Here is a 24,538-nt window from a genome sequence, read left to right on the forward strand (position 1 = left end):
GATCGCCTGCGCCTCTTCGCCGCTATCGTCATTGTATTGCAAATCGGCTTTGCGTGAATTCAACAGACTGCTGCCTGAGAACTTTTTTGTTCTTTTCGATTCTGTTTGTTCGCGGCCTAACCGAGATAGACGGTGCCTGAAGGGTAACCGATGCGGCTCGGCTTGCGGGTGGCAAGAAGGAACCCCAGCGTTATTGGCCCAACGCGACCGATAAACATCACCACCATGATGACAGCTCTACCGGCAGTATCGAGGTCGCCGGTGGTTCCTTGAGACATGCCCACTGTCGCGAAGGCTGAGACTGTTTCGAACGCAATTGAAAGAAAGTCACCTTCATGAAACAGGAGGAGAATGAAAACCGAGGAAATGATGAGCAGAATACTGGTCGTCGCGAGGGCCAGAACTTTCATGACCTGTTCCAGTTCCAGCTCACGTCCAAAGACATGGATACTGGCTCGTCGCTTGAAAAATGCCAGAGTTGCGAGCATCAGGACGATAAATGTCGTGACCTTGATCCCACCGCCGGTTGAGGTGCTGCCTGCGCCGATGAACATCAGGATCATGAACATAAGCGAGGTGTTGTCGGAAAGATTTCCGATTTCGACAGTATTGAAGCCGGCGGTGCGTGTGGTTGCCGCCTGAAACCAACTCGCCCACAGACGATCAGGCCATGCAAGCGAGCCAAGGGTTCCCGGGTTGGTCCACTCCATCATGGCAAAGGCGGCCGTCGAGCTCAGGAGCAGTGCCGCTGTGCCGATCAGCATCAGCTTTGTGTGCAGCGAGAAATGCCGCCAGCTTCGAATGCGCCAGATGTCTGAAGCGACTGTGAAACCAAGGCCGCCCATGATGAAAAGCGCTGGGATTGTCAGATTGATGATCGGGTTGCCGGCCCATTGGCTCAAACTATCCGGGAAGAGTGCAAAACCGGCATTGTTGAATGCGGAGACGGAGTGAAAAACGGCTTGCCACAAACCGTCACGCCACCCGGCCTCCGGAACGAAGACAAGGGCCAGAATGGCCGCGCCAACCATCTCACAGACGAGCACAACCTTCAGGATCATCCTTGAGAGCGCAAGGAGATCCGTCGCCGAAGTCTGATTGAGATCTTCCTTCAGATAGAGACGGTGCGTAAAGCCAACCGGCAGCCCGAACATCGAGAGTATCAAAACCGCGAATGTCATGAGGCCGAGACCGCCGAGCTGTATCAGAATCATCACGATGGCCTGGCCAAAACCGCTATAAATGCTGCCGGTGTCTACGACGACAAGACCTGTCACTGTCACGGCTGAAGTTGCCGTGAAAGCCGCGTCAGACCAGGTGACCGGGCTCGTGGTTGCAGGCGGGAGTTTCAGCGCTATCGTGCCAAGTATAATGAGTCCGGCATAGATCAGGATCAGGACAAGCGGCGGTGCCAGTCTGGGGGCGTTACGTTTCGAATGAACGCGGATCATGCTTTAGTTTCCGTCCCGCAAATCATCCGCAAATTGTCGCAGGTCCGTGCGTCTGCCGAGCAGAAGCAGTTTGTCATCTTCTTTCAGTGTGAGGTCGCCATCGTCACAGGATAGATACTGGCTGTCACGCATCGCGCCCAGTGCCCTGACATTATAGCGTTCGAAAATGGCAGCCTTGCCGACCATCTTGCCATCGAGCTCGGCAGGCACTTTAAAATCCACGACATGATAGCCGTTTCCAAGGCTGACATAGTCCCGCACGAGCGGGTTGTGCAGCATTTGCGCAATGTGCTGCCCGATTTCCTGTTCAGGCAGCAATACGCGGTCGGCCCCCAGCTTTGTCAGGATCCGGTGGTGCGTCCGGCTGAGTGCTTTCACCCAGATCGTCTCAACGCCAAGCATCTTGACGTTCATTGTGCAAAGAACGTTCGCTTCGAGATCCTCACCGATGGCAACGACGGCGACATCATAATCGCCGACACCGGCCTCTTTGAGAGCGTCTTCGTCTCTGCCATCTGCGATAACGGCTTCCGTCAATGTCTCGGCAAGGCGTGTTACGTTTTGCCCGTCAATATCGATCCCCAAAACCGGATTACCAAAATGGGCCAGTTCACTGGCTATCGTGGTGCCAAATGTACCAAGGCCGATGACGGCAAAGCTGCGTGTCTTCATAGGTTCCGCCTTTCCGGCTTTTTCAGGTAACATAAGGGACGCTATCTTCACTGAAACTCTAAAGAACGGCCATGGTCTGTCATCTACAGGCATTTAGAGTAGGGCGCCTCGCCGATCAACCATGATGGAGCTGACTTTCAGATCGTTACCTTGATGTGCCCTGGTGCCTGAAAAGCCTTTTCGTAATAGAACCTTCCTCGCGGCGTTGGCCGCCCGACTGTGCTGTTCGCCATTCGCGACTATGTTTCAGACTTTGTCGATGGTTAGAATAACAGATCCACGCACCTTGCCGCCCTCGATTTCGCGGTGTGCCGCCGCGCAGTCTTCAAGCGGCATCAGCCGGGCGATGCGGTGCTGCAGGCGGCCCATTTCGAGTGCATCCTGGATATCGGAGACGGCCTGCGCTTTCGCAGCTTCAGGCATTGCGTAAACTATGATCATCCTGACCGTGATATCGAGATACATCATCTTTAAGAATGGCAGTTGCGGCTCTTTCACCACAGTCGAGGAATAGGTGGCGATCACGCCATTGGTCTCGATCACCTTCAGTGTGTTTTCGAGATTGGCACCGAACTCGACATCGATGACGCGATTGACCTTTTCTCCGCCGGTGGCTGCCAAGAGACTTTCCGGCCAGTTCTCGTCTCGGTGATTGATGATGATGGAAGCGCCAGCATTGCGGCAGGCATCGGCATCTGCGTCATTGCTGGCGGTTGCAATCACGCGGGCGCCGGAAAGTGCTGCCCACTGGATTGCATAAAAGCCGACCCGGCCTGCACCACCAGTCACCAGAACGGTCTGACCATCAACTGCACCATCGGCAAAGACGCAGCGGTGTGCCGTCATAGCCGGAATGCCGAGGCAGGCTCCGACCTCAAAGTCTGCCGCTTCCGGCAGGCACGGCGCATGGGCAGAGGGCAGTGCGACATATTCAGCCGCCGTGCCGAACCGGCGACCATATTGCGCATTGAATGTGAAAACCCGTTCGCCAATCCGGGCTTCAGGTACGCCACCGCCGACGGCTTCAATAATGCCTGCACCATCGCTGTGGGGGATCACATATCCATTGTCGAGCAGATCCGGGAAAGATGCCATCCGCTTCTTAGTGTCAGACGGATTAACAGCGCTGGTCTTCAACCTGACCAGCACTTCACCGGGACCGGCGACGGGCTTTTCGATGTCGCCAAAGATCAGGACGTCATCTGCCGGTCCAAACTTTTCGAAACGGATCGCTTTCATGCATATTCTCCTAAAACGGGACCGAAAGGCTTTCGGTGTGGCCATCGACAGCAATCACCTGACCCGACACCATATTGGCTGCGTCTGATAACAGAAAGGCGCACATCCGGGCGATATCATCGCCGCTGACAAATTTTCGCATGGAAACCTGAGCTTCGTAAATCTGTCTGACGTCTTTGATCGCCATGCCACGGTTTTTCGCATCGCGTTCGATCACACCGTCTATGCGCGGACCTTCGACCGAACCCGGGCAGATCGCGTTGGCACGGATGCCGAAGGGACCAAGTTCCATGGCCAGTGTTTTCGTAAGGCCTATGATTGCCCATTTCGAGGCGGCATAGGAGGTGCGGTTGGGGTATCCGAAAAGTGCCGCCGTTGAGGCGATGTTGATAATCGCGCCAGCCCCGTTTCGTTTCAGGGCCGGAACAGCCTGTTTGAGAAAGTAGAACGCGCCGTTGACATTCACATCCATGGTGCGGCGAAAGTCATCGCTATCGACGTTTTCAACCGCCGCATTCATGCCGGAAATCCCGGCATTGTTCACGAGAGCACTGAGCGTTCCACCTGTTGCATTAAGAACATTGGCAATACAGGCGCCAACGTCCTTTTCATCCGCAACATTGCACACCAGCGCCCCGATATCCGGGTGATCTTTCGCAAACGCGGCGACAGCACCGGGGTCACGGTCACAGATGAAGACCTGAAAGCCGTCTTCTTCAAGTTTTAGCGCAATGGCTTTGCCAATACCGGCGGCTGCCCCGGTGACAAGGGCCGCTGGTTTTTCGTTGTTGGTCATAGCAGAAAGGTCCGGTTTGATGTTTTTTTTCGAGGAGGCGTCAGGTGGGCAGGTGCTCATCCAGTGCCTCAAGCGTATCTTCAAGCCAGCCTATGCGCATTTCCGGAACGGAGCGCATCAGCAGTTTGGTGTAATCATCAAACGGCGGTGAGAGCACCTCCTGTTTGCCGCCATAGCGAACCACTTCGCCCTGATACATCACAGCAATTGTATCTGCGACTTCGCGCACAGCAGCGATGTCATGGGTGATGAAGATATAGGTCACCCCATCTTTAAGCTGCAGGTCGCGCAGAAGTTTCAAAATGCCTTTTGCGACCAGCGGGTCGAGCGCGCTCGTCACCTCGTCGCAGATGATCAGCTTCGGTTCCGCCGCAAGCGCGCGGGCGATGCAGACGCGCTGCTTCTGCCCGCCTGAAAGTTCCGCCGGATAGCGGTCGACGAATTCTTCGCCGAGTTCGATCCGGTCGAGCAGCTGAATAACCCGCTGGCGCTGCTCCTTGCCCTTCATGCCGAAATAGAATTCCAGCGGCCGACCGATGATCGTGCCGACGGTCTGGCGCGGATTCATCGCCACGTCGGCCATCTGGTAGATCATCTGCAGTTCCTGCAGATCCTGCTTCGAACGCCCCTTGAGCGCGGAAGACAGAATCGAACCGTCAAACTCGACCGCGCCGGTATGCGGCTGCAAAAGCCCCGTCAGCACGCGGGCGAGCGTGGACTTGCCCGATCCGCTCTCGCCGACGATTGCCAAGGTCGTGCCCGGCTGGACTTCCATATTGATGTCTTTCAGCACATCGAAATCGAGCCCGCTATAACGTGCAGAAATGTTTCTGATGGTCAGTACCGGCGCGCCGTCCGGATCACGCTCGCGCCGCTCAACATTGATCGCAGAGACAAGGTCACGGGTATAGTCTTCCTGCGGGTCATTGATAATCTGGTCGCAGGTTCCGTATTCCACGGTCTCACCGCATCTCAAAACCATGATGTCGTCGGCAATCTGGGCAACGACAGCAAGGTCGTGGGTGATATAGAGTGCAGCCACGCCGAAATCGCGGATCGCTTTCTTGATGGCCGCCAGAACGCCGAGTTGGGTGGTGACATCGAGGGCCGTCGTCGGCTCATCAAAGACAACAAGGTCCGGTTTCGGGCAGAGCGCCATGGCGGTCATGGCGCGCTGAAGCTGGCCGCCGGAGACCTGATGCGGGTATCGGTCACCGAAGGTTTCAGGGTCAGGCAGGCCGAGGCGGGTGAAGAGTTCGACAGCTCGTTCTTTGGCTTGGGTTCGGCTCATGCGCTTGTGCTTCACGGTCGATTCGATGACCTGATCCATCAGCTTACGCGCGGGATTAAAAGCGGCGGCCGCTGATTGCGCCACATAGGTGACCTCCGCCCCGCGGGCAGAGCGCAGCACCTTGCCGGGCGCCCGTCGCATTTCCCGGCCATTAAGCTTGATCGAACCGCCCGTCAGCCGCACACCGCCACGGCCATAGCCCATGGCGGAAAGGCCGATGGTCGACTTTCCCGCACCTGACTCACCAATCAGACCCAGCACTTTTCCTTCTTCCAGCTTCAGCGAGACACCATCAACAATTGTGATTTTCTGGGGTTTTTCGCCAGGCGGGTAGCTGGTTGCCTCGATTTTCAGGTCATCAATTTCCAGAAGGGGTTCAGCCATTGCGGCCTCCTTTCAGTGAGGTCGTGCGCTCGAGAATCCAGTCGGCTACGAGATTGACAGAAATGGCGAGCGCGGCGATGGCAACAGCGGGCAGCAGTGCGGCCGGAATGCCATAAACAATACCATCCTTGTTTTCCTTCACGATGCCGCCCCAGTCAGCGTTCGGCGGCTGGATACCAAGCCCGAGGAAGGACAACGTCGAGATGAACAGCACGACGAAGATGAAACGCATGCCGAGTTCGGCAATCAGCGGCGAAATCGCATTCGGCAGAATTTCCCGGAAGATAACCCAGATCTGGCCTTCACCGCGAAGCTTTGCGGCCTCGACGAAGTCCATGACCGCAAGATCGGCTGCCACCGCGCGCGACAGCCGGAACATGCGGGTCGCCTCGAGAAGGCCGATAACGACAATCAGGATCGGCACGGTCACCGGCATCACTGAAAGCACCACCAGGGCAAAGATCAGCGATGGGATGGCCATGATGAGGTCGACAAGGCGCGACAACATCTGATCAAGCCAGCCCCCGACTGTAGCGGCGAAAAGCCCGAGCGATGCGCCGATGATGAAGGCGACAAGGGTCGCGGCAACAGCGACGAAAATCGTGGTGCGGCCGCCATAGATCAGGCGCGACAGCAGATCGCGGCCGATATTGTCGGTGCCAAGCCAGTGCGCGGCGGATGACGGTTCCCAGACATCACCGACAATTTCGCTCATGCCGTAAGGCGCAAGCCAGGGCGCAAAGATGGCAGCGAAGAAAAAACAGGCGGCGACAAAAAGACCCAAAAGGGTTGGAAGTGGAATTTTTCTCATGGTTTTTGCCTCCTCATCTTGGGTGCCGGAGGCGTGGATTGGCCAGAATTGAGAAGATATCCGCCAGCATGTTCAAGGTGATGTAGACGCCTGCGAAGATGATGCCACAGGCCTGAACAACAGGGACATCGCGCTTGGCCACATGATCGACCAGATACTGACCCATGCCGGGGTAGACAAAGACGACTTCCACGACGACCACCCCGACGACGAGATAGGCCATGTTCAGCATCACAACATTGACGATCGGCGCAATGGCGTTGGGAAACGCGTGGCGCCAGATCACCTTGAAGCGGGAAAGTCCGTTCAGTTCGGCGGTTTCGATATAGGCCGACTGCATGACGTTCAAAAGCGCCGCCCGCGTCATGCGCATCATATGCGCCAGCACGACCATCACCAGAACGGTAACGGGAAGCGCAATGGCATGCAGCTTGGCGAAGAACGACATGTTCGCACTGATCATCGCCACCGATGGCGCCCAGCCGAGTTGCACGCCGATATAGAAGATCAGGATGTAGCTCAGCATGAATTCCGGCACGGAAATCGATGCAAGCGTAATGGTCGAGATCAGCTTGTCCGGCCAGCGGTTGCGGTAGAGCACCGAAACGAGGCCGAGAATGATGGCAAGCGGCACCGAGATGATTGCCGCACACCCCGCCAGAAACAGCGTGTTGGAAAGCCGGCCCTCAATGGCGGTGGCGATGTTCTGGCCGTTGGTCAAGGACGTGCCGAGATCGCCGTGCAAGAGGCCTGCAAGCCACGTGAGGTAGCGTTGATAGACCGGCGCGTTCAGACCGAGTTCGGCGCGCAGGTTTGCCAAGGCTTCAGGTGTGGCGGACTGGCCGAGAATGGCCTGGGCGACATCGCCGGGCAGCATCTGGGTGCCGGAGAAAATCAGGATCGATACGAAAAAGATCAGCATGAGGCCCAGCGACAAGCGCTGGACCACAAGCTTGAGAAGGGAGGCGTTCATGGGCGCCTCAAGCCTTCCAGCATTTTACAGGAGCAAGACCGTTCATCAGCTCGAAGACGCCGTTTTCTTCCCAGCCCTGAACATCGGTGCTGACGGCCTGAACGAACTCGTTGAACATCGGGCAGATGAGACCACCCTCGTCGCGCAGGATCTGCGCCATCTGGCTGTACTGTTCTTTACGCTTTTGCTGGTCCAGCTCGCCCTTGGCCTGGAACAGAAGCTCATCGAACTCTTCATTGTAGAAGTGGGTGTCGTTCCAGTCGGCACTGGAAAGATAGGCGGTGGTGTACATCTGGTCCTGAACCGGACGGCCATCCCAATAGGAAGCGCAGAACGGCGTGTTGTTCCAGACATCCGACCAGTAGCCATCATCCGGCTCGCGCTGGATTTCAAGCGGAATGCCGGCGGCCCGTGCGCTCTGCTGGAAAAGCTGCGCGGCATCGACGGCGCCCGGGAAGGCGGTTTCGGCAACACGCAGAATGATCGGGCTGCCATCATGACCGGAAGCCTTGTAGAGTTCGGCGGCCTTTTCCGGATCGTAAGTGCGCTGCTCGATGCTGTCATCGAACAGCGGATAGCTTTCGTTGATCGGGAAATCATTACCGACCGAACCGTAGCCACGCAGGATCTTTTCGACCATTTCCTCGCGGTTGATCGCGTATTTCAGTGCGTTGCGCAGTTCCTTGTTGTCGAAGGGCGGCTGGTCGCACTGCATGATGAAGACATAGTGGCCACGACCGGCAACATGGTCGACATTGATGTTCGGCGCACGGTCGAGGAGGCCTGCAACGCGGGGCGCGACCTGGTTGGCGATATCGACCTGTCCGGACTGAAGGGCGGCATTGCGCGCCGTCGCATCGTTGATGATGGTCATCTCGATCGTATCGAAGTGACCGCGGCTGTCATCCCAGTAGTCTGCGAACTTTTCGAAGGTGTAGCGAACGCCGGGTTCCGCTTCGACAATTTTGTAAGCTCCGGTACCGATACCGGCAGTCGGATCTTCGCGACCGCCGCCCGGCTGGATCGCCAGATGGAAGTCGGAAAGGAGGTAGGGAAGGTCCGCCGTCGGCACGTCGACCTCGACGATCAGGTTTTCGCCATCGACGCGGATATCGGAAATGCCGCGCATGATGCCGAGCGCGCCGGACTTCGAATCCTCATCCGAATGGCGCAGCAGCGTCTGGCGCACATCTTCCGGCGTCATCGTCTCGCCATTGTGGAATTTGACGCCCTGGCGGATCTTGAAGGTCCAGGTCTTGGCATCGTCGGAGGCCTCATAGGATTCCGCCAGACGCGGGTTCAGCGAACCATCGGCATTCACTTCGAGAAGCTGTTCGCCATAGGCGCGAACGACGTGAAATGGCACCTGGCTGGCAATCAGCGCCGGGTCGAGCGAGGTCGTGGACGAGCCGCCGCCAAGGCCCATGCGCAGCGTGCCACCCTTGACCGGCTCCTGCGCCATGGCCATGCGGCCGAACATCGAATTGGCGGCCACAGCACCGACGCCGAACGCCGTGGTGCGGGCGATGAATGCGCGGCGGGACATGCCGCTCTTCAACATGCCGGGTGTAAAAAAATTCCGATAATTGTTCATTTTGCTTCCCTCTTGGTTTGGATTTGTCCGAAAACGAGACGGCTCGTATGCCTCTCAGATAGGGCGGAATAAAAGTGTTGGTACGAGCCCGTATGAAACTTGGCAGCTAACGATCTCCGGGACGCTCTCCGACAAAGCGTCCGGCGCCATCGGCCGGAATATCGGCATGCATACGCTCAAATTCCGCCAGCTTATCGGCCACCGAACCGTCCGGCACGCAGGTGCGCCGGGCATTCAGATCGGTATGCAGCAGCAGCGTTTCGACGGTTGCCGCCAGTTCGCCGTCGCCGCGGAAAAGCCGGTGGAAGAGATGCATCTTCTTTCCCTGGCCGGAGAGCAGCTGCGAGGTCGCCGTCAGCCTGTCGCCCTCGTGAACCTCGTTCAGATAACGCACATGGCTTTCGACCGTGAAGTAACTTAGACCTTTGGCAATATAGGCGCTGTCAGCGCCGATCAGCTGCATGAAGCCATCCGTTGCCCTGGAGCCGGCCTCCAGATAGAAAGCCTCGTTCATATGGCCGTTATAGTCGGTCCAAGAAGCTGGAACCTGATGGCGAAGCGTGACAGGCATTCCGTCATGTGTCCCACTGAAAGCAAGTGTCGCTTCATGGTCGGAAATGACCTTGCCGCCCGCATTGTTGCTGACCTTCAGCGCACGCAGAATGCCAACAAGGTTATCGTCGCGCTCCCGCTCCAGTTCACGGATCGTCTTTTTCCCGGACTGATCCTCCGACTGACCGGCGATCAGGTCGACCAGTTCTTCATTGAATTTCGGGACATCCATCAGCTTCGTCCACGGCCAGGAAAGGGCCGGGCCGAACTGTCCCATGAAATGTCGCATTCCAGCTTCGCCCCCGGCGATTCGATAGGTCTCGAAAAGCCCCATCTGGGCAAAACGCAGGCCAAAACCCATACGGATTGCTTCATCAATATCTTCTGTGGTGGCGATGCCGTCTTTTACCAGCCAAAGGCTTTCGCGCCAGATTGCTTCGAGCAGGCGATCAGCAATATGAGCGTCGATTTCCTTTTTAACCGACAGCGGGTGCATGCCGATCGAACGCAATACCGCAGCGGCTTTTGCACACTCTGCTCTTTCGCCAACCAGCTCCACCAGAGGCAGAAGATAAACGGGATTAAATGGGTGGGCAACAATGGCACGCGCACCTCTGGAGCAAAGCTCGGAAGGCTTGAAGCCTGAAGTCGATGAACCGATCACCGCTTCGGCCGGTGCGGCGTTGGTGATGGCTGCATGAACCGCATGTTTAAGCTGAAGGCGTTCCGGGACACTTTCCTGCACGTAGTCTGCGCCTTGAACGGCTTGTTCAAGCGTTTCGCAGAAGATGAGCTCACCTTCTTGCGGGAGTGGTCTATCGTAAAGCGCGGGCAGGGAGCGACGGGCATTGGCGATAACCTCACCGAATTTTCGTTCGGCTTCCGGGTCGGGGTCGAAAACTGAAACGTCGTACCCGTTCAGCAGAAAGCGCGCAGCCCATCCGCCGCCAATAACACCGCCGCCGATAATCGCAGCTTTGCAACTGCCATTATTGCTCATCATGCTTTGACCTTCGGAGCCCGCTTCACAAGGCCGAACTTTTCACGCACGGCGTCCGGCCCAATGACACGTCCACCCATGTTCTCGGCAATCGCGACGGCCTTTTCGACGAGCTGCGCATTGGTGGCGAGCACACCTTTCGACAGATAGATATTGTCTTCCAGTCCGACGCGAATATTGCCGCCCGCAAGCATGGCTGCCGCTGCATAAGGCATCTGATCGCGGCCAAGAGAGAAGGCTGACCATTGCCAGTCTTCCGGTACGTTGTTGACCATTGCCATGAAGGTGTTGAGGTCGTTTGGCGCACCCCACGGCACACCCATGCAAAGCTGAACCAGGGCGGGCGACGCCAGTACGCCTTCCTTGACCAGCTGTTTGGCAAACCAGAGATGGCCGGTATCAAAAGCTTCGATTTCAGGTTTAACGCCAAGGTCAGTCATCATCTGCCCCATGGCGCGCAGCATGCCCGGTGTATTGGTCATCACGTAATCGGCTTCGGCGAAATTCATCGTGCCACAATCGAGCGTACACAGTTCCGGCAGGCATTCGGCTATATGGGCCACGCGTTCGGCAGCGCCGATCATGTCGGTTCCTGCCTCATTCACGGGCAGCGGTGCTTCCGTCGAACCAAAGGTAATATCACCGCCCATTCCGGCTGTGAGATTCAGGACAACATCAACTTCTGCATCGCGGATCCGGTCGGTCACCTCGCGGTAAAGCTCCAGAAGACGTGAAGGGGTGCCGGTTTCAGGGTCCCGTACATGGCAATGAACAATCGCAGCGCCGGCCTTTGCAGCATCGATGGCGCTTGCCGCGATGTCTTTCGGCGAGCGCGGCACGTGTGGCGAACGGTCCTGCGTTGCGCCGGAACCAGTCACGGCGCAGGTGATGAACACGTCTCTGTTCATTGTCAGAGGCATGAATACTCCTGTCATGTTCGCGACGGTCTGCTGTTAAACGTGTCGCGAGATTTCATTTCTTTCGACCCGCTTGAGAGCGGAACTGATGGCATCGCGCGGATTGACGCTCCGCGTGGCGTTGAACACATGTTAATCGTAACGACTGGATCACAGGCGCACAGGGTGTGAACGAGCCCGTTGCAAAAGCTGCGGGCCGACCCGGCGGAAACACCCGAGACCGGGTGGGTCCTTAACAGCGAAGAACATTCATCGCCGGATCATCCAATCCTGCTCTCTGTCCAGGCTGAATGGGCCATCAGAAGAGCTTCAAGACTTGAGTGGTTGCAAATGTAGGCTAGCCAGCGCGGCAACAATTGTCCTATATTGCCAAAAATTATTCAAAACGGGTCATATTTTGAGATATGAAAGTCACCTACCTGCTGCTTGACGGTTTTTCCAATCTGATTCTATCGTGTCTTCTAGAGCCGCTTAGAGTGGTGGAAGAGCAATATGGTGAAGGTATTTCCTGGCGAATGGTGACGGTTGATGATGAACCCGCACGCACCTCTTCCGACCTTTACTTCCTGCCCAACACGCGCATCGGTGAACTTGATTATTCCGATATGCTGGTCATCATTTCGAGTAACGGATTCCGCCAGCATGTTACGCCCGCAAACCAACGGCTGGTCATGAAGCTTTCACGCCAGAGTGAGATCGTTATCGGGGCGGATGCCGGAGCGTGGCTTCTGGCCGCAACAGGTCTTCTGGATGATATGGCCGCGACCGTACACTGGCAGGTTATGGCTGACTTTGCCGAGGCCTTTCCGCAGGTGCGACTCAGCAGTGAGACGTTCGTGAGGGAAGGGCGCATATGGAGCTGCGGCGGTGCGTCGACTGGGCTCGATATGATACTTGATTTTATTGGAGAGCGGTTCGGGGCTGACAAAGCCTTCACAGCCTCTTCAATGTTTATGCATGAGGCCAATCCGCAAAAAAGCGATCATCACCCGCCCACACCGCTTTCGGGAGCAGGTGGCAATAAGCTGCATGAAATCATGAGCATTATGACCGAGACAATCGAAAATCCTCTGTCACTCAACATGCTGGCCGAACGCGCCTGCCTTTCGCCGCGTACTCTTAACCGGCTGTTCAAAGGGGAGCTTGGTATGTCTCCGGGGCAGTATTATCAGTCTATGCGCCTTGCACGCGCGCGGGAACTGGCCGACGGTACTTCGCTTGATCTGCGCGAAATTGCACTACGCTGCGGCTATTGTGATGCTGCGGCTCTCGCCAAAGCCTTCAAACGGGTCTACGGCCATTCCCTTCGCAAGCCGCAGGCTGCTATCGGTGTGGTTTCTGAGCCGTTTCTGCGCGACAACGTTCGGATATCGCGGCAATGATGCGTTCAAACTGCGCCTTTGCCCGCTCGCTTTTATGCCGGGCGCGCAACCAGCCATGGACCAGGCCGGTGCCGGTTTCCAGAGTGACGTCAACACCTTGTGAAAGTGCAGTGTCGCGGTAACGCAGTGCGTCGTCATGCAACGGGTCACATTCTGCGGGGAAGAGGCGTGTCGGTGGCAGATGTTTGAAATCGCCTGCTTTCGGTGTCGCGGTCGGATCATCGGCTGCACCGCCACGGATGTCGCTGTAACCAAGAAGTTCGTCGCGGCTGAGAAGCGGTGCATTGGCGTGCGTTTCGAAACTACCGCCCTTGGGGTCAAATCCCAGTGAAGGGTAAATCAGAATCTGGCCTTTGAGCGCCGGTGTTGTCCATGTTCCTGCGATGGATGCACAAAGCGTTGCTCCGGCACTGTCACCGCATAAAACGAGGGCGTGATGTTGCGCCAGCGTTTCAGCGACCTTCAGCACATCGTCATAAGCGGCAGGATGCCGATGTTCAGGGGCCAGACGGTAATCGACTGCGACAATCTGGTATTCGGTCTTTGCAGCGATCTCGGCGCAGACATCGTCATGGCTTTCCAGCCCACCCAGAACAAAGCCGCCGCCATGGGCATAGAGAATCACTGTTTCGGTCGCCGGGCCATACCGGCGCACCGGGACGGCAGAAAATCGTTCATTTGAAACAGCAAGTCCGTATGGGCGCGGTGACCGGAAATGCGCGGCCATACGATTATAAACCGAACGCTGCTTTATCCAGTCATCAGCCTCCAGGTCTTTCGGGTAGAAGGACTGTGTTTCTTCAATAAAACTGAGAACTTGTTGATTTAAGTATCTTTTGTAATTCAACAAGTTATCCTTTCTGTGGCTCAACGAAACACCGCGATCAAGGCAGTCGTCAGTCTCTGATGTCTTCGCCACTGATCCAGAAGCACCTCTGGCTCGCGAAGCGATCCTGCGCCAGTTTGTCTTTCAGAAATGGCAGGATCTGATGAAGCTCCTGCTTCAGCGTGTAAGGGGGATTCACAAATATCATACCCGATCCCGTCAGACCTTCCGTCGTCCGGTCGCTGCGAACGGATAACTCCGCGCAGAGGATTTTCGGGATATTGAGAGCTTCCAGCGCTGCATGAAATTCGCGTATCGGAGATCCCTTTTTAATCGGATACCACAGGCAGTAGGTTCCGGTTGCAAAACGGCGATAGGCTTTTGCCAGTCCTGTAATCAACCGGTCAAACTCGCCGTCCTTTTCAAAGGGGGGATCGACGAGAATAATGGCGCGACGTTCTTTTGGAGGCAGGTGGCTTGCCAGCGTCAGCCAGCCATCAAGCTTTGTCACTCTGACCTGATGGTCACCGGAAAACAGCGCTGAAAGTGTTTCAAAATCGGCATCATGAAGTTCCATTGCGGAAAGCCGGTCCTGTTTGCGCATCAGTGTACGTGTCAGCTTAGGCGAACCCGGATAACGCCGGATGGACCCATCCGGGTTAAGTGTTCTGACACAATCGAGATAAGGTGCCAGAAGCTCCACGACGGCGTCAGGTATCTCGGCATCGAGAAGCCGTCCGATTCCCTCCCGCCATTCGCCGGTCTTCTGTGCTTCTTCGCTTGTCAGATCGTAAAGCCCGATTCCGGCATGCGTGTCGAGAACCCGGAAGGCACTTTCTTTGCGCTGTGAATAGACCAGCAGGCGGGTAAGAGCCACATGTTTGAAAACATCGGCGAAATTGCCCGCATGATAGATATGGCGGTAGTTCATCGCAGTATCCGTTTCTGACCACAGTCCGGTCGTGACTGCGTTCGCGCTTCGTGACTGCGCTTGTATGGTCGTTAGGTCAATAATACAAGAAATCTCACAAGCAGGAAAAGCGATGAAGGATCTGTCATGTCACAATCGAACGACAACCAAATTTCGATGATTTCCAAAGACGTCCTTTATCAAGGCTGGAGTCGAATTGTGGACTATCGCTTCACCTATCAAAGAGGTGATGGCACTGTCAGCGAGCGCTCCTGGGAGGTGTGTGAACGCCCGGAGGCGTCGGCGGTGCTCGTTTATAATCGCGATCTCGGCAAGCTCATTTTCGTCCGTCAGTTTCGGCCGCCAGTCTATGCCATGAAACATGGCGATGGCTTTTTTCTCGAAATCGCTGCTGGTCTTATCGATGAGGGAGAAACACCTGATGTCGCTGCCCGACGCGAAGTGAGAGAAGAAACGGGTTATGCGGTTGGAAAACTTGAGCCGATCACTGCGATGATCTCAGCTCCGGGGCTCATGACGGAAAAGGTTCACTGCTTCGCAGCCATTGTCGATGGGACGATGCATGTCGATGATGGGGGCGGGCTTGCAGAGGAACACGAAGATATCGAACTTGTCGAGCTTTCGCTTGATGAGGCTTCGGCCATGATCCAAAGCGGCGAGATATCTGACGCCAAAACCGTCATTGCTGTTCAGTGGGCGCTGCTGAACCCGGCTTTTTTCGAAGCCTGAGCGCAACGACGACCAGGAGCACAAGCGATTAATCCGAAAATTGCTCGGCCAGAATGCGCTCTGACCATGAGCGATTGGGATCCGAAAGGACTTTGGCGCGAGCTTCAGGGTCCTGCTCGACGCGGACATGAAGGATGTGGCGTACTTCTGTATGATCAGCAAAGGCATTGACCAGTCGCTTTTCCGGTTCCAGTACCTCAAGTTCAACGACCGATGTGTTTTGCAACAGGGCGCCGCGCCAGCGACGCGGGCGGAACGCACTGACCGGTGTGATGGCAAGCAGAGGCGCTTCCAGCGGTATGATCGGGCCGTGAACCGACAGATTGTAAGCCGTTGAGCCCGCCGGAGTTGCCACCAGAATGCCGTCGCAGGCGAGTTCGGGCAGTCGAACTTTGCCGTCGACTGTCACTTTCAGCTTTGCGGCCTGGTGAGATTGCCGCAGCAGCGAGACTTCGTTAATCGCCAGCGCGATTGAGGATGTGCCGTCAGCATTCTCTGTGGTCATCCTCAAAGGGCGGATCACATTTATATCGGCCGCAGCGAGTCGATCGTGAAGGTCGTCCTCAGAGTATTCGTTCATCAGGAAGCCAACCGAACCGCGATTCATCCCGTAAACGAGTTTCCCCGAATTCATCGTTTCATGCAGCGTCTGAAGCATGAAGCCGTCGCCGCCAAGTGCGACGATATAGTCGGCATCTTCTGCAGAAACGTTCCCGTATTGCTCTGTCAGCGCGATATGGGCTTTTTGCGCCTCTTCGCTGTCAGAGGCGAGAAAACAGATGGTGGGCTTACTATTCGGCATAAATTCTTCCCTGGGCGGGCTCGGTCTTTTTCCGTGGCCAGATCACCTGAGCAGGCGGTGATTTGCAAGCCCCTGAAGCGGTCAGTTTTGGATTGATTGTCAAAATACCGCTGTTTCGATGCATTTTTTGTTTTACACAGAGAACAAATCTGCTAGGTGGCATGGCCAATGCCCTTGTAGCTCAGTTGGTAGAGCATCTGATTTGTAATCAGAGGGTCGGGAGTTCGAGTCTCTCCGGGGGCACCAAGTCGCTTCGGTAACGTGCAGAAACGGGCTGGTACCGGCTTTCAGCACCGGCTTGAAAATCGGTGTCGATTGGCTTGTCGCGATGATTCGCTCGCGCGGGAGCCTTCAAAGGCGTCAGGACAGGCGTTTCATGCGCTTTGATCGAGTGGCAGAGAAATTGCCATTTTGTCCAAGCGCCGAACGCTTGCCAAAATGTTGTGAGTATTGCATGAAGTCGCACCCGGCTTTGCCGGTGTTTGTGCGCTAGAAACCCCACGGTCCCGGATGAAGCCGAGGGCCGAGATGAAATGAAGGTAGGAATATGCAGGTAACCGAAACGCTCGCCGAAGGGCTGAAGCGCGAAATCAAGATCACAGTTCCTGCGGATGATCTGAAGGCGCAGATGAACGAACGCCTGGCGGATGCCAAGGATAAGGTTCGTATCAATGGTTTTCGTCCGGGCAAAGTGCCGCTTTCGCATCTGAAGAAGCTCTACGGCCGTTCAATCATGGCCGAAATTATCAATGAAACGCTGCAGGAAAAGCCGCAGTCGATCATTACCGAGCGCGGCGAAAAGGCTGCTGGCCAGCCCAAGGTCGATATGACCGAGGACGAAGACGAAGCAAACAAGGTTCTCGCCGGCGAAGCTGATTTCGAATTTTCCGTATCCTATGAAATCCTGCCGGAATTTGAACTGCAGGCGACCGATGGTCTGAAAGTTGAGCGTCCGGTTGTTGAGATTTCCGACGAGGAAGTTGAAGAGCAGGTCAAGGCTGTTGCCGAGAACGCTCGCGAATACGAAACCAAGGAAGGTGCAGCCGAAAACGGTGACCGCGTGACCATGGATTACGTGGGCAAGATTGATGGCGAAGCCTTTGAGGGCGGTACTGACACTGATTCGCAGCTTGTTATCGGTTCCGGTCGTTTCATTCCGGGTTTTGAAGATCAACTGACCGGCGCCAAGGCTGGCGACGAAAAGCAGGTCAAGGTTACCTTCCCGGAAGACTATCCGGCTGAGCATCTGGCAGGCAAGGAAGCCCTCTTTGATGTGACCATCAAGGAAATCGCCAGCGCCGGTGAACTCGAAATCAATGATGAGCTGGCCGAGAAGATGGGTCTCGAATCGGCTGAGCGTCTTCGCCAGCTCGTTCGTGAGCAGATTGAAGGTCAGTACAACCAGTTTACCCGCCAGAAGGTGAAGCGTCAGATTCTCGACCAGCTTGACGGTCAGTATTCTTTTGAAGCCCCTGAAACGCTGGTGGAAGCCGAGTTCGATAACATCTGGCGTCAGGTCAATGCCGACCTCGAGCGTTCGGGCAAGACCTTTGAAGACGAAGACACCACAGAAGAAGAAGCACGTGCGGAATACCGCAAGCTTGCTGAGCGTCGTGTTCGTCTGGGTCTCGTTCTCTCCGAAATCGGTGAGAAGGCTGGCGTAGAAGTTTCCGAAGAAGAAATGCAGCGTGCGCTTTATGATCAGATGCGTCAGTATCCCGGTCAGGAGCAGGAAATCCTGAAATTCTTCCGCGAAACGCCCGGTGCTGCAGCTTCCCTTCGTGCTCCGATCTTTGAAGAAAAGGTCGTCGACCACCTGCTGAGCGAAATTGAAGTCAAGGACATCACTGTTTCCAAGGAAGAGCTGATGGCCGAAGACGAAGAAGAGGGTGCTTCAGCCAAGTCTGAAGAGGCGAAGGAAGCGAAAAAGCCTGCGCCGAAGAAGAAGGCTGCACCGAAGAAAAAGGCGCCTGCAAAGGCCAAGGCTGAGGACGAAGCTGCTGAAGAGGCTGCCGGTGAAGCTGATGAAGCCAAGCCCGCACCAAAGAAGCGCGCCCCTGCCAAGAAGAAGGCGCCGGCCAAGGCCAAGGCTGACGACGCTGAAAAGAGCGAATAAGCTCTTCTTCGAAAGAAATTGAAAAAAGGCCGCCCGGAAAACCAGGCGGCCTCTTTTGTATGTGATGTTTCAGGATGATTGAGCGCTCAAACGGCGGCGGGTGGTCCCGCCGCCTGTCTTCTTATTCCTGTTCGCCTTCATCGCTGAATGCTTCGAGCATGGCGATGCGGTTCCAGGCATCAAGGCCTGCGATCTTGTAGGCTTCTGCCAGCGTTGGGTAGTTGAAGGTGTTCTCGACAAAATACTCGACTGTCCCTTTAAGGTTCAGAACAGCCTGTCCGATGTGTATGAGTTCAGTCGCACCTTCTCCGACAATGTGAGCGCCGAGAAGCCGGTGGGTCTTGAGTGAGAAGATCAGCTTCAGCAGGCCATTTTGAAGACCCATGATGTGCCCGCGTGAAGTTTCGCGGAAGAAGGCGACGCCACACTCATAGGGAATGCCGCGCTCCTGAACTTCTTCTTCTGTCATGCCGCAGGTCGACATTTCCGGAACGGCATAGATACCATAGGGAAAATACTGTGGCGGCTCCTGGGCTGCTGCACCAACGGCGTGACGGGCGGCAATGCGTCCCTGTTCCATTGACGTTGACGCCAGAGCAGGAAAACCAATCACGTCGCCTGCTGCATAGATGTGGGGTACAGCGGTTTGAAAGGTAATCGGATCGACGGTCAGGCGGCCACGATGATCGGCTTCAAGTCCAACGGCTGAAAGATTCAGCGTGTCTGTCGCACCCTGCCGCCCGGCTGCAAACAACACAGATTCAGCCATGAGCTGACGGCCATTCTGGAGCGTCACGCGGGCGCGGCCATTTTCGGTATGTTCAACCTTATCCGCGCCGGAACCAAACAGAAGCTTGACATTGCGGTCACGAAGCTGGGCGGCAAAATTGTCTCGAATTTCACGGTCGATAAAGTCGAGCATGCTGTCGCGCGGCTCGACAACCGTGACCTGCGTATCAAGCGCGGAGAAGATTGTCGCATATTCGATGCCGATGACACCGGCGCCGACGACGATCATGGAACGCGGAATTTCCTTGATATTCAGAAGCTCGTCACTATCCATCACCGTCTGTCCGTCAAACGGAATGTGCGGTGGACGATAGGGGCGGGTACCCACAGCAACCAGAGCGGCCTTTGCATAAACCCGCTGGATTTCTCCGGTGTCCTTCTCGATTTCAATCGTATTTGCATCGATGAAGTGGGCAAACCCGCGAACCTGGTCGACGCGATTGCGCTCGAACTGCCATTCCAGAACGTCGATTTCATAATCGAGGGTCTTGATCAGGCGCGCACGCAGATCGTCGGCGGTGATTTTGTGTTTGACGCGATAGGAACGCCCGTAAAACCCGCGTTCACGCCATCCGGTGAGGTTGAGTACAGTTTCGCGCAATGTTTTGGAGGGGATTGTACCGGTATGAACCGAAACACCGCCAACCTGCGTGCCTTTGTCGATCACCAGCGCTGATTTACCCAGCTTGGCGGCCTGAACCGCGGCGCGACGGCCAGCGGGTCCACTGCCAATCACGACCAGATCATAAGAATCCATAAAACTACCCCGATTGGTTTTAAAATTCGGAAATGAAATTTCCTGTGTTTAGTATTGCACACTTAGCGGGGGATTTTAATGGTTTCATTAAACGGCCACCGCAGCGCACAAAGCCATGATCCCGTTAGAGCATGGCCGAACTCATTCAGTATAATCATTTCAGGTCAGATGAATTTCAATCCTTTGAAACTGACATGGCCATCCTTGCCGATAATGATGTGATCATGGACCGTAATACCAAGCGGCTTGGCCGTCGAGATGATCATGTGAGTCATATCAATGTCGGCGCGTGACGGTGTCGGGTCTCCTGAGGGATGATTGTGGACAAGAATAATCGCGGTTGCCGAAAGCTCGAGTGCGCGGCGTACGACTTCGCGAGGGTAAACCGGAGTGTGATCAACCGTACCAATCCCCTGAACCTCGTCCGCAATCAGCCTGTTTCGTTTATCGAGAAACAGGATTCGGAATTGCTCACGGGTTTCATGCGCCATCGCAGCCGTGCAGTAATCTATGACAGATGACCATGAGCTGAGGACCTGTCTTTCTTTGAGCGTGCTCTTGATGCTGCGCTGAGCGAGCGCGGACACAAGCTTGAGATCCAGCGCGACACTTTCACCGATGCCGCTGACTTCCTGCAACCGCTCAATCGGGGCGCCAAAAACGCCACCGAGTGAGCCGAACTTATCAAGCAGAGCTTTGGCAATGGGTTTGGTATCGCGGCGCGGGATGAGGCGGAACAGAAGTAACTCCAAGACTTCGTAATCGGCAAGTGCGGTTTCTCCACTTTCGCGGAAGCGTTTGCGAAGCCGGTCTCGATGCCCGTGATAGTGACTGGAGGTCTTTTCTCGTTCTGATTTCTTGTGCGTATCGCCGTCGCTTTCTGCCTGAAGCCTTCTGTCATTTTGCTGCTCAGCGAAAAAACGGCGTTCGTCCAGAGCGCCTTCTTCCATGTTAAAGGTGCTTTGATCGTCTTCATCGACACCGTGGTTGGTTTTCGGCGGTCGCGATACCATGGGCATCTAGCTCAGTGGCGGCAGACCGGGGCGATGGAGCCCCGCTGGTGAATATGTGAAGACTTCGCAGCCATCCTTTGTTACGCCCAGGCAATGCTCATACTGGGCCGTCAGCGAGCGGTCACGGGTCACAGCCGTCCATCCATCCGAAAGCACTTTGACGTGCGGCTTTCCGATGTTGAGCATCGGCTCGATTGTGAAAATCATGCCTTCTTTCATGACCGGGCCTTCATCCGCATGTCCGTAGTGCAGGATATTCGGCGTGTCGTGAAACAGGCGTCCAACGCCGTGGCCACAGAAGTCACGAACAACGGAGCAACGCTCTGCTTCCGCATAAGTCTGAATTGCTTCGCCAATCGCACCGGTTCTTACCCCCGGCTTGACTGCGGCGATACCGCGCAGAAGAGACTCGTAAGTCACTTCGAGAAGTCTCTCGGCGGCGCGCTTGATTTGTCCGACAGGGTACATCCGGCTTGAGTCACCATGCCAGCCATCTTTCACATAGGTGACATCGACATTGATGATGTCACCTTCGCGTAGCGGTTTGTCATTCGGCATGCCATGGCAGACAACATGATTAATCGACGTGCAGCTGGAATACTTATAGCCGCGATAACCCAGCGTTGCCGGTACGACGCCATGGTCCAGTCCGAACTCGAGAACGTAGCGATCAACGGCGTTGGTGGTCACACCTGGCTTGATGACATCAGCCAGACCATCAAGGCAGGCGGCGGTGATCTGGCAGATTTCCCGCATTCTTTCGAAAGCCTCGGCGTCGTAAAGCCGGATTGAACCGTCAATTTTAAGCGGCGCTGTGGCCGCATCTACATAATGTACCATTCTCAATTTCCGTTTGTGATGCGGTGCCCGGTTGTTTCGCTGAAGCAGCTTGCAACCTCCACTTTAACACTCGGCGTGATGCTGTCACGCGCGACTTTGCATTTTATTGCATATGCCTCGACGCCAGCTTTGATCGCCGTATTGAATGCTCTGGCATATGCTGGGTCAAGATCGCCTGCAATTTTCATCTGTTCACAGTCTTCCCGCTGGATGAGGTAGACCATTGCTGCGCGTTTTCCAGCCGCAACCATATCGGACAGCTCTTCCAGATGCCGCGCACCTCGGGTGGTTACACTATCCGGAAACTCGGCCAGACCGGGTGTTCGGATGAAATGGACGTTTTTAACCTCAACATAGAGATCTGCCCGATCGTTTGTCTGCAAAAGCAGGTCGATCCGGCTTTGACGTCCATATTTCTGTTCCCTTTTGATGGTCGGGTAATCTGCGAAATCAGCGACGAGTCCCTTGCGGATGGCCTCTTCTGCCAGGCGGTTTGGTAACCCCGTATTGATGCCAACGGTCGTGCGGTCAGCCTCCACAAGCTCGAGGCGGTGTGCGTATTTTCGCTTTCCATCATCATTCCTAGAGAGCCAGATCCGCGAGCCGGGTTCGGTCAGCCCGCGCATTGAGCCGGTGTTCGGGCAGGAGCCTGTAATCTCGCGACCGTCTTCCAGAACCGCGTCAAATAAAAAGCGCTTGTATCGTCTGATCAGGCGGGCAGGCAGGAGTGGGGGATCGAATTGCATGAGCCACGTTTTAATCCGATGGCTGTGCGATGCAAGCGTGACTTTTTCGGCTTTGGTGAACCTTGTATCTTTCAAAAAGTTGAAAATGATTTCATGTATTACTGAGGCTTCCTGTTAAACCTATGAACGTTTGAAGTGCTGTACCCGATCTCGTCCTTTGGGATATGCCCGGTTTCATAACCGGTCTTGCTTGCCTTTGGCGCCGAAACCGGGCAGTTTCCAGCGTAAATGGCTGTGCCGGTTTTAAAACTGTTCCGGTCGTCAAAAGGAGAAGAGGGTGTCGAAAGTTTTCCGGATTGTTTTGTCGCTTTTATTGCTCGCAGGGGTATCAGCCGGTGTCACATCCTGCGCCAGAGGGTGCGGTCAGCCGAATATATGCTCAGAGGTCAAGCCTGCCTATCAGCAGCTTTCCGATGAGCAGATTGAAACCATGAGCAGCCAGCTCAGCGGTCTCTGAGTTTATCCCTTTTTCTTTCTTGAATCTCCTCTTGCTCCTGGCTGCTTCTGACAGCTAGAAGAGAAATGAAGTTTTAGCGTTTTTGCCCCAAAAATGACGCATATATGCCTGAATCGTGCATGTGCAGGGGTTTTGGAACTTCAAATTCGACGATCCTTCGATAGTGAAGGTCGGGAAAACAAGAGGAAGAAGATGGAAGAGTTTCACAAGGTCAGGCGGCTGCCGCCCTACGTTTTCGAACAGGTTAACCGTTTGAAAGCAACGGCGCGAGCGGCGGGCGCCGATATCATTGACCTTGGAATGGGTAACCCTGACCTTCCAACGCCCCAGTCTATCGTTGATAAGCTCTGCGAAGTTGTTCGGGACCCGCGGACGCACCGGTATTCAACATCGAAAGGCATTCCCGGCCTCAGACGTGCACAGGCGCATTATTATGCACGTCGTTTCGGCGTAAAGCTCAACCCGGATACGGAAGTTGTTGCCACGCTCGGATCGAAGGAAGGGTTCGCCAATATGGCGCAGGCGATTACTGCGCCGGGTGACGTCGTTCTTTGTCCGAATCCGACCTACCCGATCCATGCTTTCGGCTTTTTGATGGCGGGCGGCGTGATCCGCTCGATATCTGTGGAACCTGATGAGCGTTTCTTCGCACCCCTGGAGCGGGCGGTGAAACATTCCATTCCGAAGCCGATTGCTCTGATCCTTAACTACCCCTCCAATCCGACAGCACATGTCGCGACACTCGACTTCTACAAAGACGTGATCGCCTTTGCGCGCAAACACGATATTATCGTGTTATCGGATCTGGCCTATTCGGAGATCTATTTCGGCGACGAACAGCCGCCCTCCGTGCTGCAGGTTGATGGTGCCAAAGATATCGCGGTTGAGTTCACCTCGATGTCCAAGACATTCTCGATGCCGGGTTGGCGTATCGGCTTTGCTGTCGGCAATGAGCGGCTGATTGCAGCGTTGGCGCGGGTGAAATCCTATCTCGATTATGGAGCGTTCACGCCCATTCAGGTGGCCGCGACACAGGCGCTGAACGGTGATGGATCGGATATCGAAGAAGTGCGCTCTATTTATCACAAGCGCCGTGATGTGCTGATTGAAAGCTTCGGTAAGGCCGGCTGGGATATCACGCCCCCGGAAGCGACGATGTTTGCCTGGGCCAAGGTGCCGGAGGCGTACCAGTCGATGGGGTCCCTGGAATTTTCAAAGCTTCTGGTTGAAAAGGCTGACATCGCCGTTGCACCCGGCATCGGCTTTGGCGAGCAGGGTGATGACTATGTTCGTATTGCTCTTGTGGAAAACGAACACAGAATTCGCCAGGCAGGCCGGAATCTGAAGCGTTTCCTTGCTTCTGCGGAACATGGGCCTGACAATATTGTATCCTTGAACGCACATCGCTAAAAGGGTGGCAGCCGCGCTTCTTGCGCGGCTGCATTGAAATTCGGGCCAGTAGGAATTCAC

At 55.5% G+C, this 24,538-nt stretch carries 22 protein-coding genes and 1 tRNA gene; 6 read left to right on the forward strand and 17 right to left on the reverse strand.

Annotated elements, in window-relative coordinates; genetic code table 11:
• Positions 1-116 precede the first annotated feature (116 nt).
• The 10 genes from EDC90_RS12355 to EDC90_RS12400 form a co-directional block, all read right to left on the reverse strand.
• Positions 117-1,451: a TrkH family potassium uptake protein gene (locus EDC90_RS12355; protein ID WP_132312026.1), complete on the reverse strand. Its 1,335-nt coding sequence runs from the start codon at positions 1,449-1,451 to the stop codon at positions 117-119.
• A 3-nt stretch (positions 1,452-1,454) separates the two neighbouring features.
• Complete coding sequence (locus EDC90_RS12360; RefSeq protein WP_132312028.1) at positions 1,455-2,123, reverse strand: potassium channel family protein; 669 nt, start codon at positions 2,121-2,123, stop codon at positions 1,455-1,457.
• Positions 2,124-2,369: 246 nt separating this feature from the next.
• Positions 2,370-3,362: an NADPH:quinone reductase gene (locus EDC90_RS12365; RefSeq protein ID WP_132312030.1), complete on the reverse strand. Its 993-nt coding sequence runs from the start codon at positions 3,360-3,362 to the stop codon at positions 2,370-2,372.
• 10 nt (positions 3,363-3,372) lie between these two features.
• On the reverse strand, positions 3,373-4,158 hold the full coding sequence (locus EDC90_RS12370) for an SDR family oxidoreductase (protein ID WP_132312032.1): 786 nt from the start codon (positions 4,156-4,158) through the stop codon (positions 3,373-3,375).
• A 40-nt stretch (positions 4,159-4,198) separates the two neighbouring features.
• On the reverse strand, positions 4,199-5,833 hold the full coding sequence (locus tag EDC90_RS12375) for an ABC transporter ATP-binding protein (RefSeq protein WP_132312034.1): 1,635 nt from the start codon (positions 5,831-5,833) through the stop codon (positions 4,199-4,201).
• Complete coding sequence (locus EDC90_RS12380; protein ID WP_132312036.1) at positions 5,826-6,644, reverse strand: ABC transporter permease; 819 nt, start codon at positions 6,642-6,644, stop codon at positions 5,826-5,828. Before EDC90_RS12380 ends, EDC90_RS12375 begins: the two co-directional genes overlap by 8 nt.
• Positions 6,645-6,657: 13 nt before the next feature.
• Positions 6,658-7,617 carry an ABC transporter permease gene (locus EDC90_RS12385; RefSeq protein ID WP_132312038.1) on the reverse strand — a complete coding sequence of 320 codons (960 nt, stop codon included), beginning with the start codon at positions 7,615-7,617 and terminating at the stop codon, positions 6,658-6,660.
• 7 nt (positions 7,618-7,624) lie between these two features.
• Positions 7,625-9,211, reverse strand: coding sequence for an ABC transporter substrate-binding protein (locus tag EDC90_RS12390; RefSeq protein ID WP_132312040.1), 1,587 nt, complete (start codon positions 9,209-9,211; stop codon positions 7,625-7,627).
• A gap of 106 nt (positions 9,212-9,317) precedes the next feature.
• Positions 9,318-10,766 (reverse strand): carnitine 3-dehydrogenase, encoded by a 1,449-nt coding sequence (locus tag EDC90_RS12395; RefSeq protein ID WP_432420004.1) that lies wholly within the window; start codon positions 10,764-10,766, stop codon positions 9,318-9,320.
• Positions 10,763-11,683, reverse strand: a complete 921-nt coding sequence (locus EDC90_RS12400) for a 3-keto-5-aminohexanoate cleavage protein (protein WP_132312042.1) — start codon at positions 11,681-11,683, stop codon at positions 10,763-10,765. Before EDC90_RS12400 ends, EDC90_RS12395 begins: the two co-directional genes overlap by 4 nt.
• A 401-nt stretch (positions 11,684-12,084) precedes the next feature.
• Here EDC90_RS12400 and EDC90_RS12405 point away from each other — a divergent pair, with 401 nt between their 5' ends.
• Positions 12,085-13,062, forward strand: coding sequence for a GlxA family transcriptional regulator (locus tag EDC90_RS12405; protein ID WP_132312044.1), 978 nt, complete (start codon positions 12,085-12,087; stop codon positions 13,060-13,062).
• Here EDC90_RS12405 and EDC90_RS12410 read toward each other — a convergent pair.
• Entirely contained in the window at positions 13,004-13,909 is a 906-nt protein-coding gene (locus tag EDC90_RS12410) for an alpha/beta hydrolase (protein ID WP_132312046.1), read from the reverse strand. The genes EDC90_RS12405 and EDC90_RS12410 overlap by 59 nt on opposite strands.
• Positions 13,910-13,958: 49 nt before the next feature.
• Positions 13,959-14,819, reverse strand: coding sequence for a 23S rRNA (adenine(2030)-N(6))-methyltransferase RlmJ (locus tag EDC90_RS12415; protein WP_132312048.1), 861 nt, complete (start codon positions 14,817-14,819; stop codon positions 13,959-13,961).
• A gap of 156 nt (positions 14,820-14,975) precedes the next feature.
• Between EDC90_RS12415 and EDC90_RS12420 the strand changes: the two genes are divergently transcribed.
• Entirely contained in the window at positions 14,976-15,548 is a 573-nt protein-coding gene (locus tag EDC90_RS12420; protein ID WP_281015410.1) for an NUDIX domain-containing protein, read from the forward strand.
• 28 nt (positions 15,549-15,576) lie between these two features.
• On the opposite strand, the gene EDC90_RS12425 is transcribed toward EDC90_RS12420, so the two are convergent.
• Positions 15,577-16,350, reverse strand: a complete 774-nt coding sequence (locus tag EDC90_RS12425; RefSeq protein ID WP_132312052.1) for an NAD kinase — start codon at positions 16,348-16,350, stop codon at positions 15,577-15,579.
• 170 nt (positions 16,351-16,520) lie between these two features.
• Between EDC90_RS12425 and EDC90_RS12430 the strand changes: the two genes are divergently transcribed.
• Positions 16,521-16,596: transfer RNA gene (locus EDC90_RS12430), tRNA-Thr, on the forward strand.
• 301 nt (positions 16,597-16,897) lie between these two features.
• A complete protein-coding gene (tig, locus tag EDC90_RS12435) occupies positions 16,898-18,466 on the forward strand; it encodes a trigger factor (RefSeq protein WP_132312054.1) in 1,569 nt (522 codons plus the stop codon).
• Between the two features lie 121 nt (positions 18,467-18,587).
• Here tig and sthA read toward each other — a convergent pair whose 3' ends face one another.
• The 4 genes from sthA to sfsA all read right to left on the reverse strand — a co-directional run bounded on the left by sthA (position 18,588) and on the right by sfsA (position 22,611).
• The gene (sthA, locus tag EDC90_RS12440; protein ID WP_132312056.1) at positions 18,588-20,012 is read right to left on the reverse strand and encodes a Si-specific NAD(P)(+) transhydrogenase; all 1,425 of its coding nucleotides are present in this window, start codon (positions 20,010-20,012) and stop codon (positions 18,588-18,590) included.
• Between the two features lie 164 nt (positions 20,013-20,176).
• Positions 20,177-21,025, reverse strand: a complete 849-nt coding sequence (gene radC, locus EDC90_RS12445) for a RadC family protein (RefSeq protein ID WP_245511043.1) — start codon at positions 21,023-21,025, stop codon at positions 20,177-20,179.
• A gap of 6 nt (positions 21,026-21,031) precedes the next feature.
• On the reverse strand, positions 21,032-21,865 hold the full coding sequence (map, locus tag EDC90_RS12450) for a type I methionyl aminopeptidase (protein WP_132312058.1): 834 nt from the start codon (positions 21,863-21,865) through the stop codon (positions 21,032-21,034).
• A gap of 2 nt (positions 21,866-21,867) precedes the next feature.
• Entirely contained in the window at positions 21,868-22,611 is a 744-nt protein-coding gene (gene sfsA, locus EDC90_RS12455) for a DNA/RNA nuclease SfsA (RefSeq protein WP_132312060.1), read from the reverse strand.
• A 277-nt stretch (positions 22,612-22,888) separates the two neighbouring features.
• Here sfsA and EDC90_RS12460 point away from each other — a divergent pair, with 277 nt between their 5' ends.
• Positions 22,889-23,068, forward strand: a complete 180-nt coding sequence (locus EDC90_RS12460) for a hypothetical protein (protein WP_132312062.1) — start codon at positions 22,889-22,891, stop codon at positions 23,066-23,068.
• A 192-nt stretch (positions 23,069-23,260) separates the two neighbouring features.
• Entirely contained in the window at positions 23,261-24,478 is a 1,218-nt protein-coding gene (locus EDC90_RS12465) for an LL-diaminopimelate aminotransferase (RefSeq protein WP_132312064.1), read from the forward strand.
• Positions 24,479-24,538 lie beyond the last annotated feature (60 nt).

This window comes from Martelella mediterranea, from assembly GCF_004342225.1.
GTDB classification, from domain to species: Bacteria; Pseudomonadota; Alphaproteobacteria; order Rhizobiales; family Rhizobiaceae; genus Martelella; species Martelella mediterranea_B.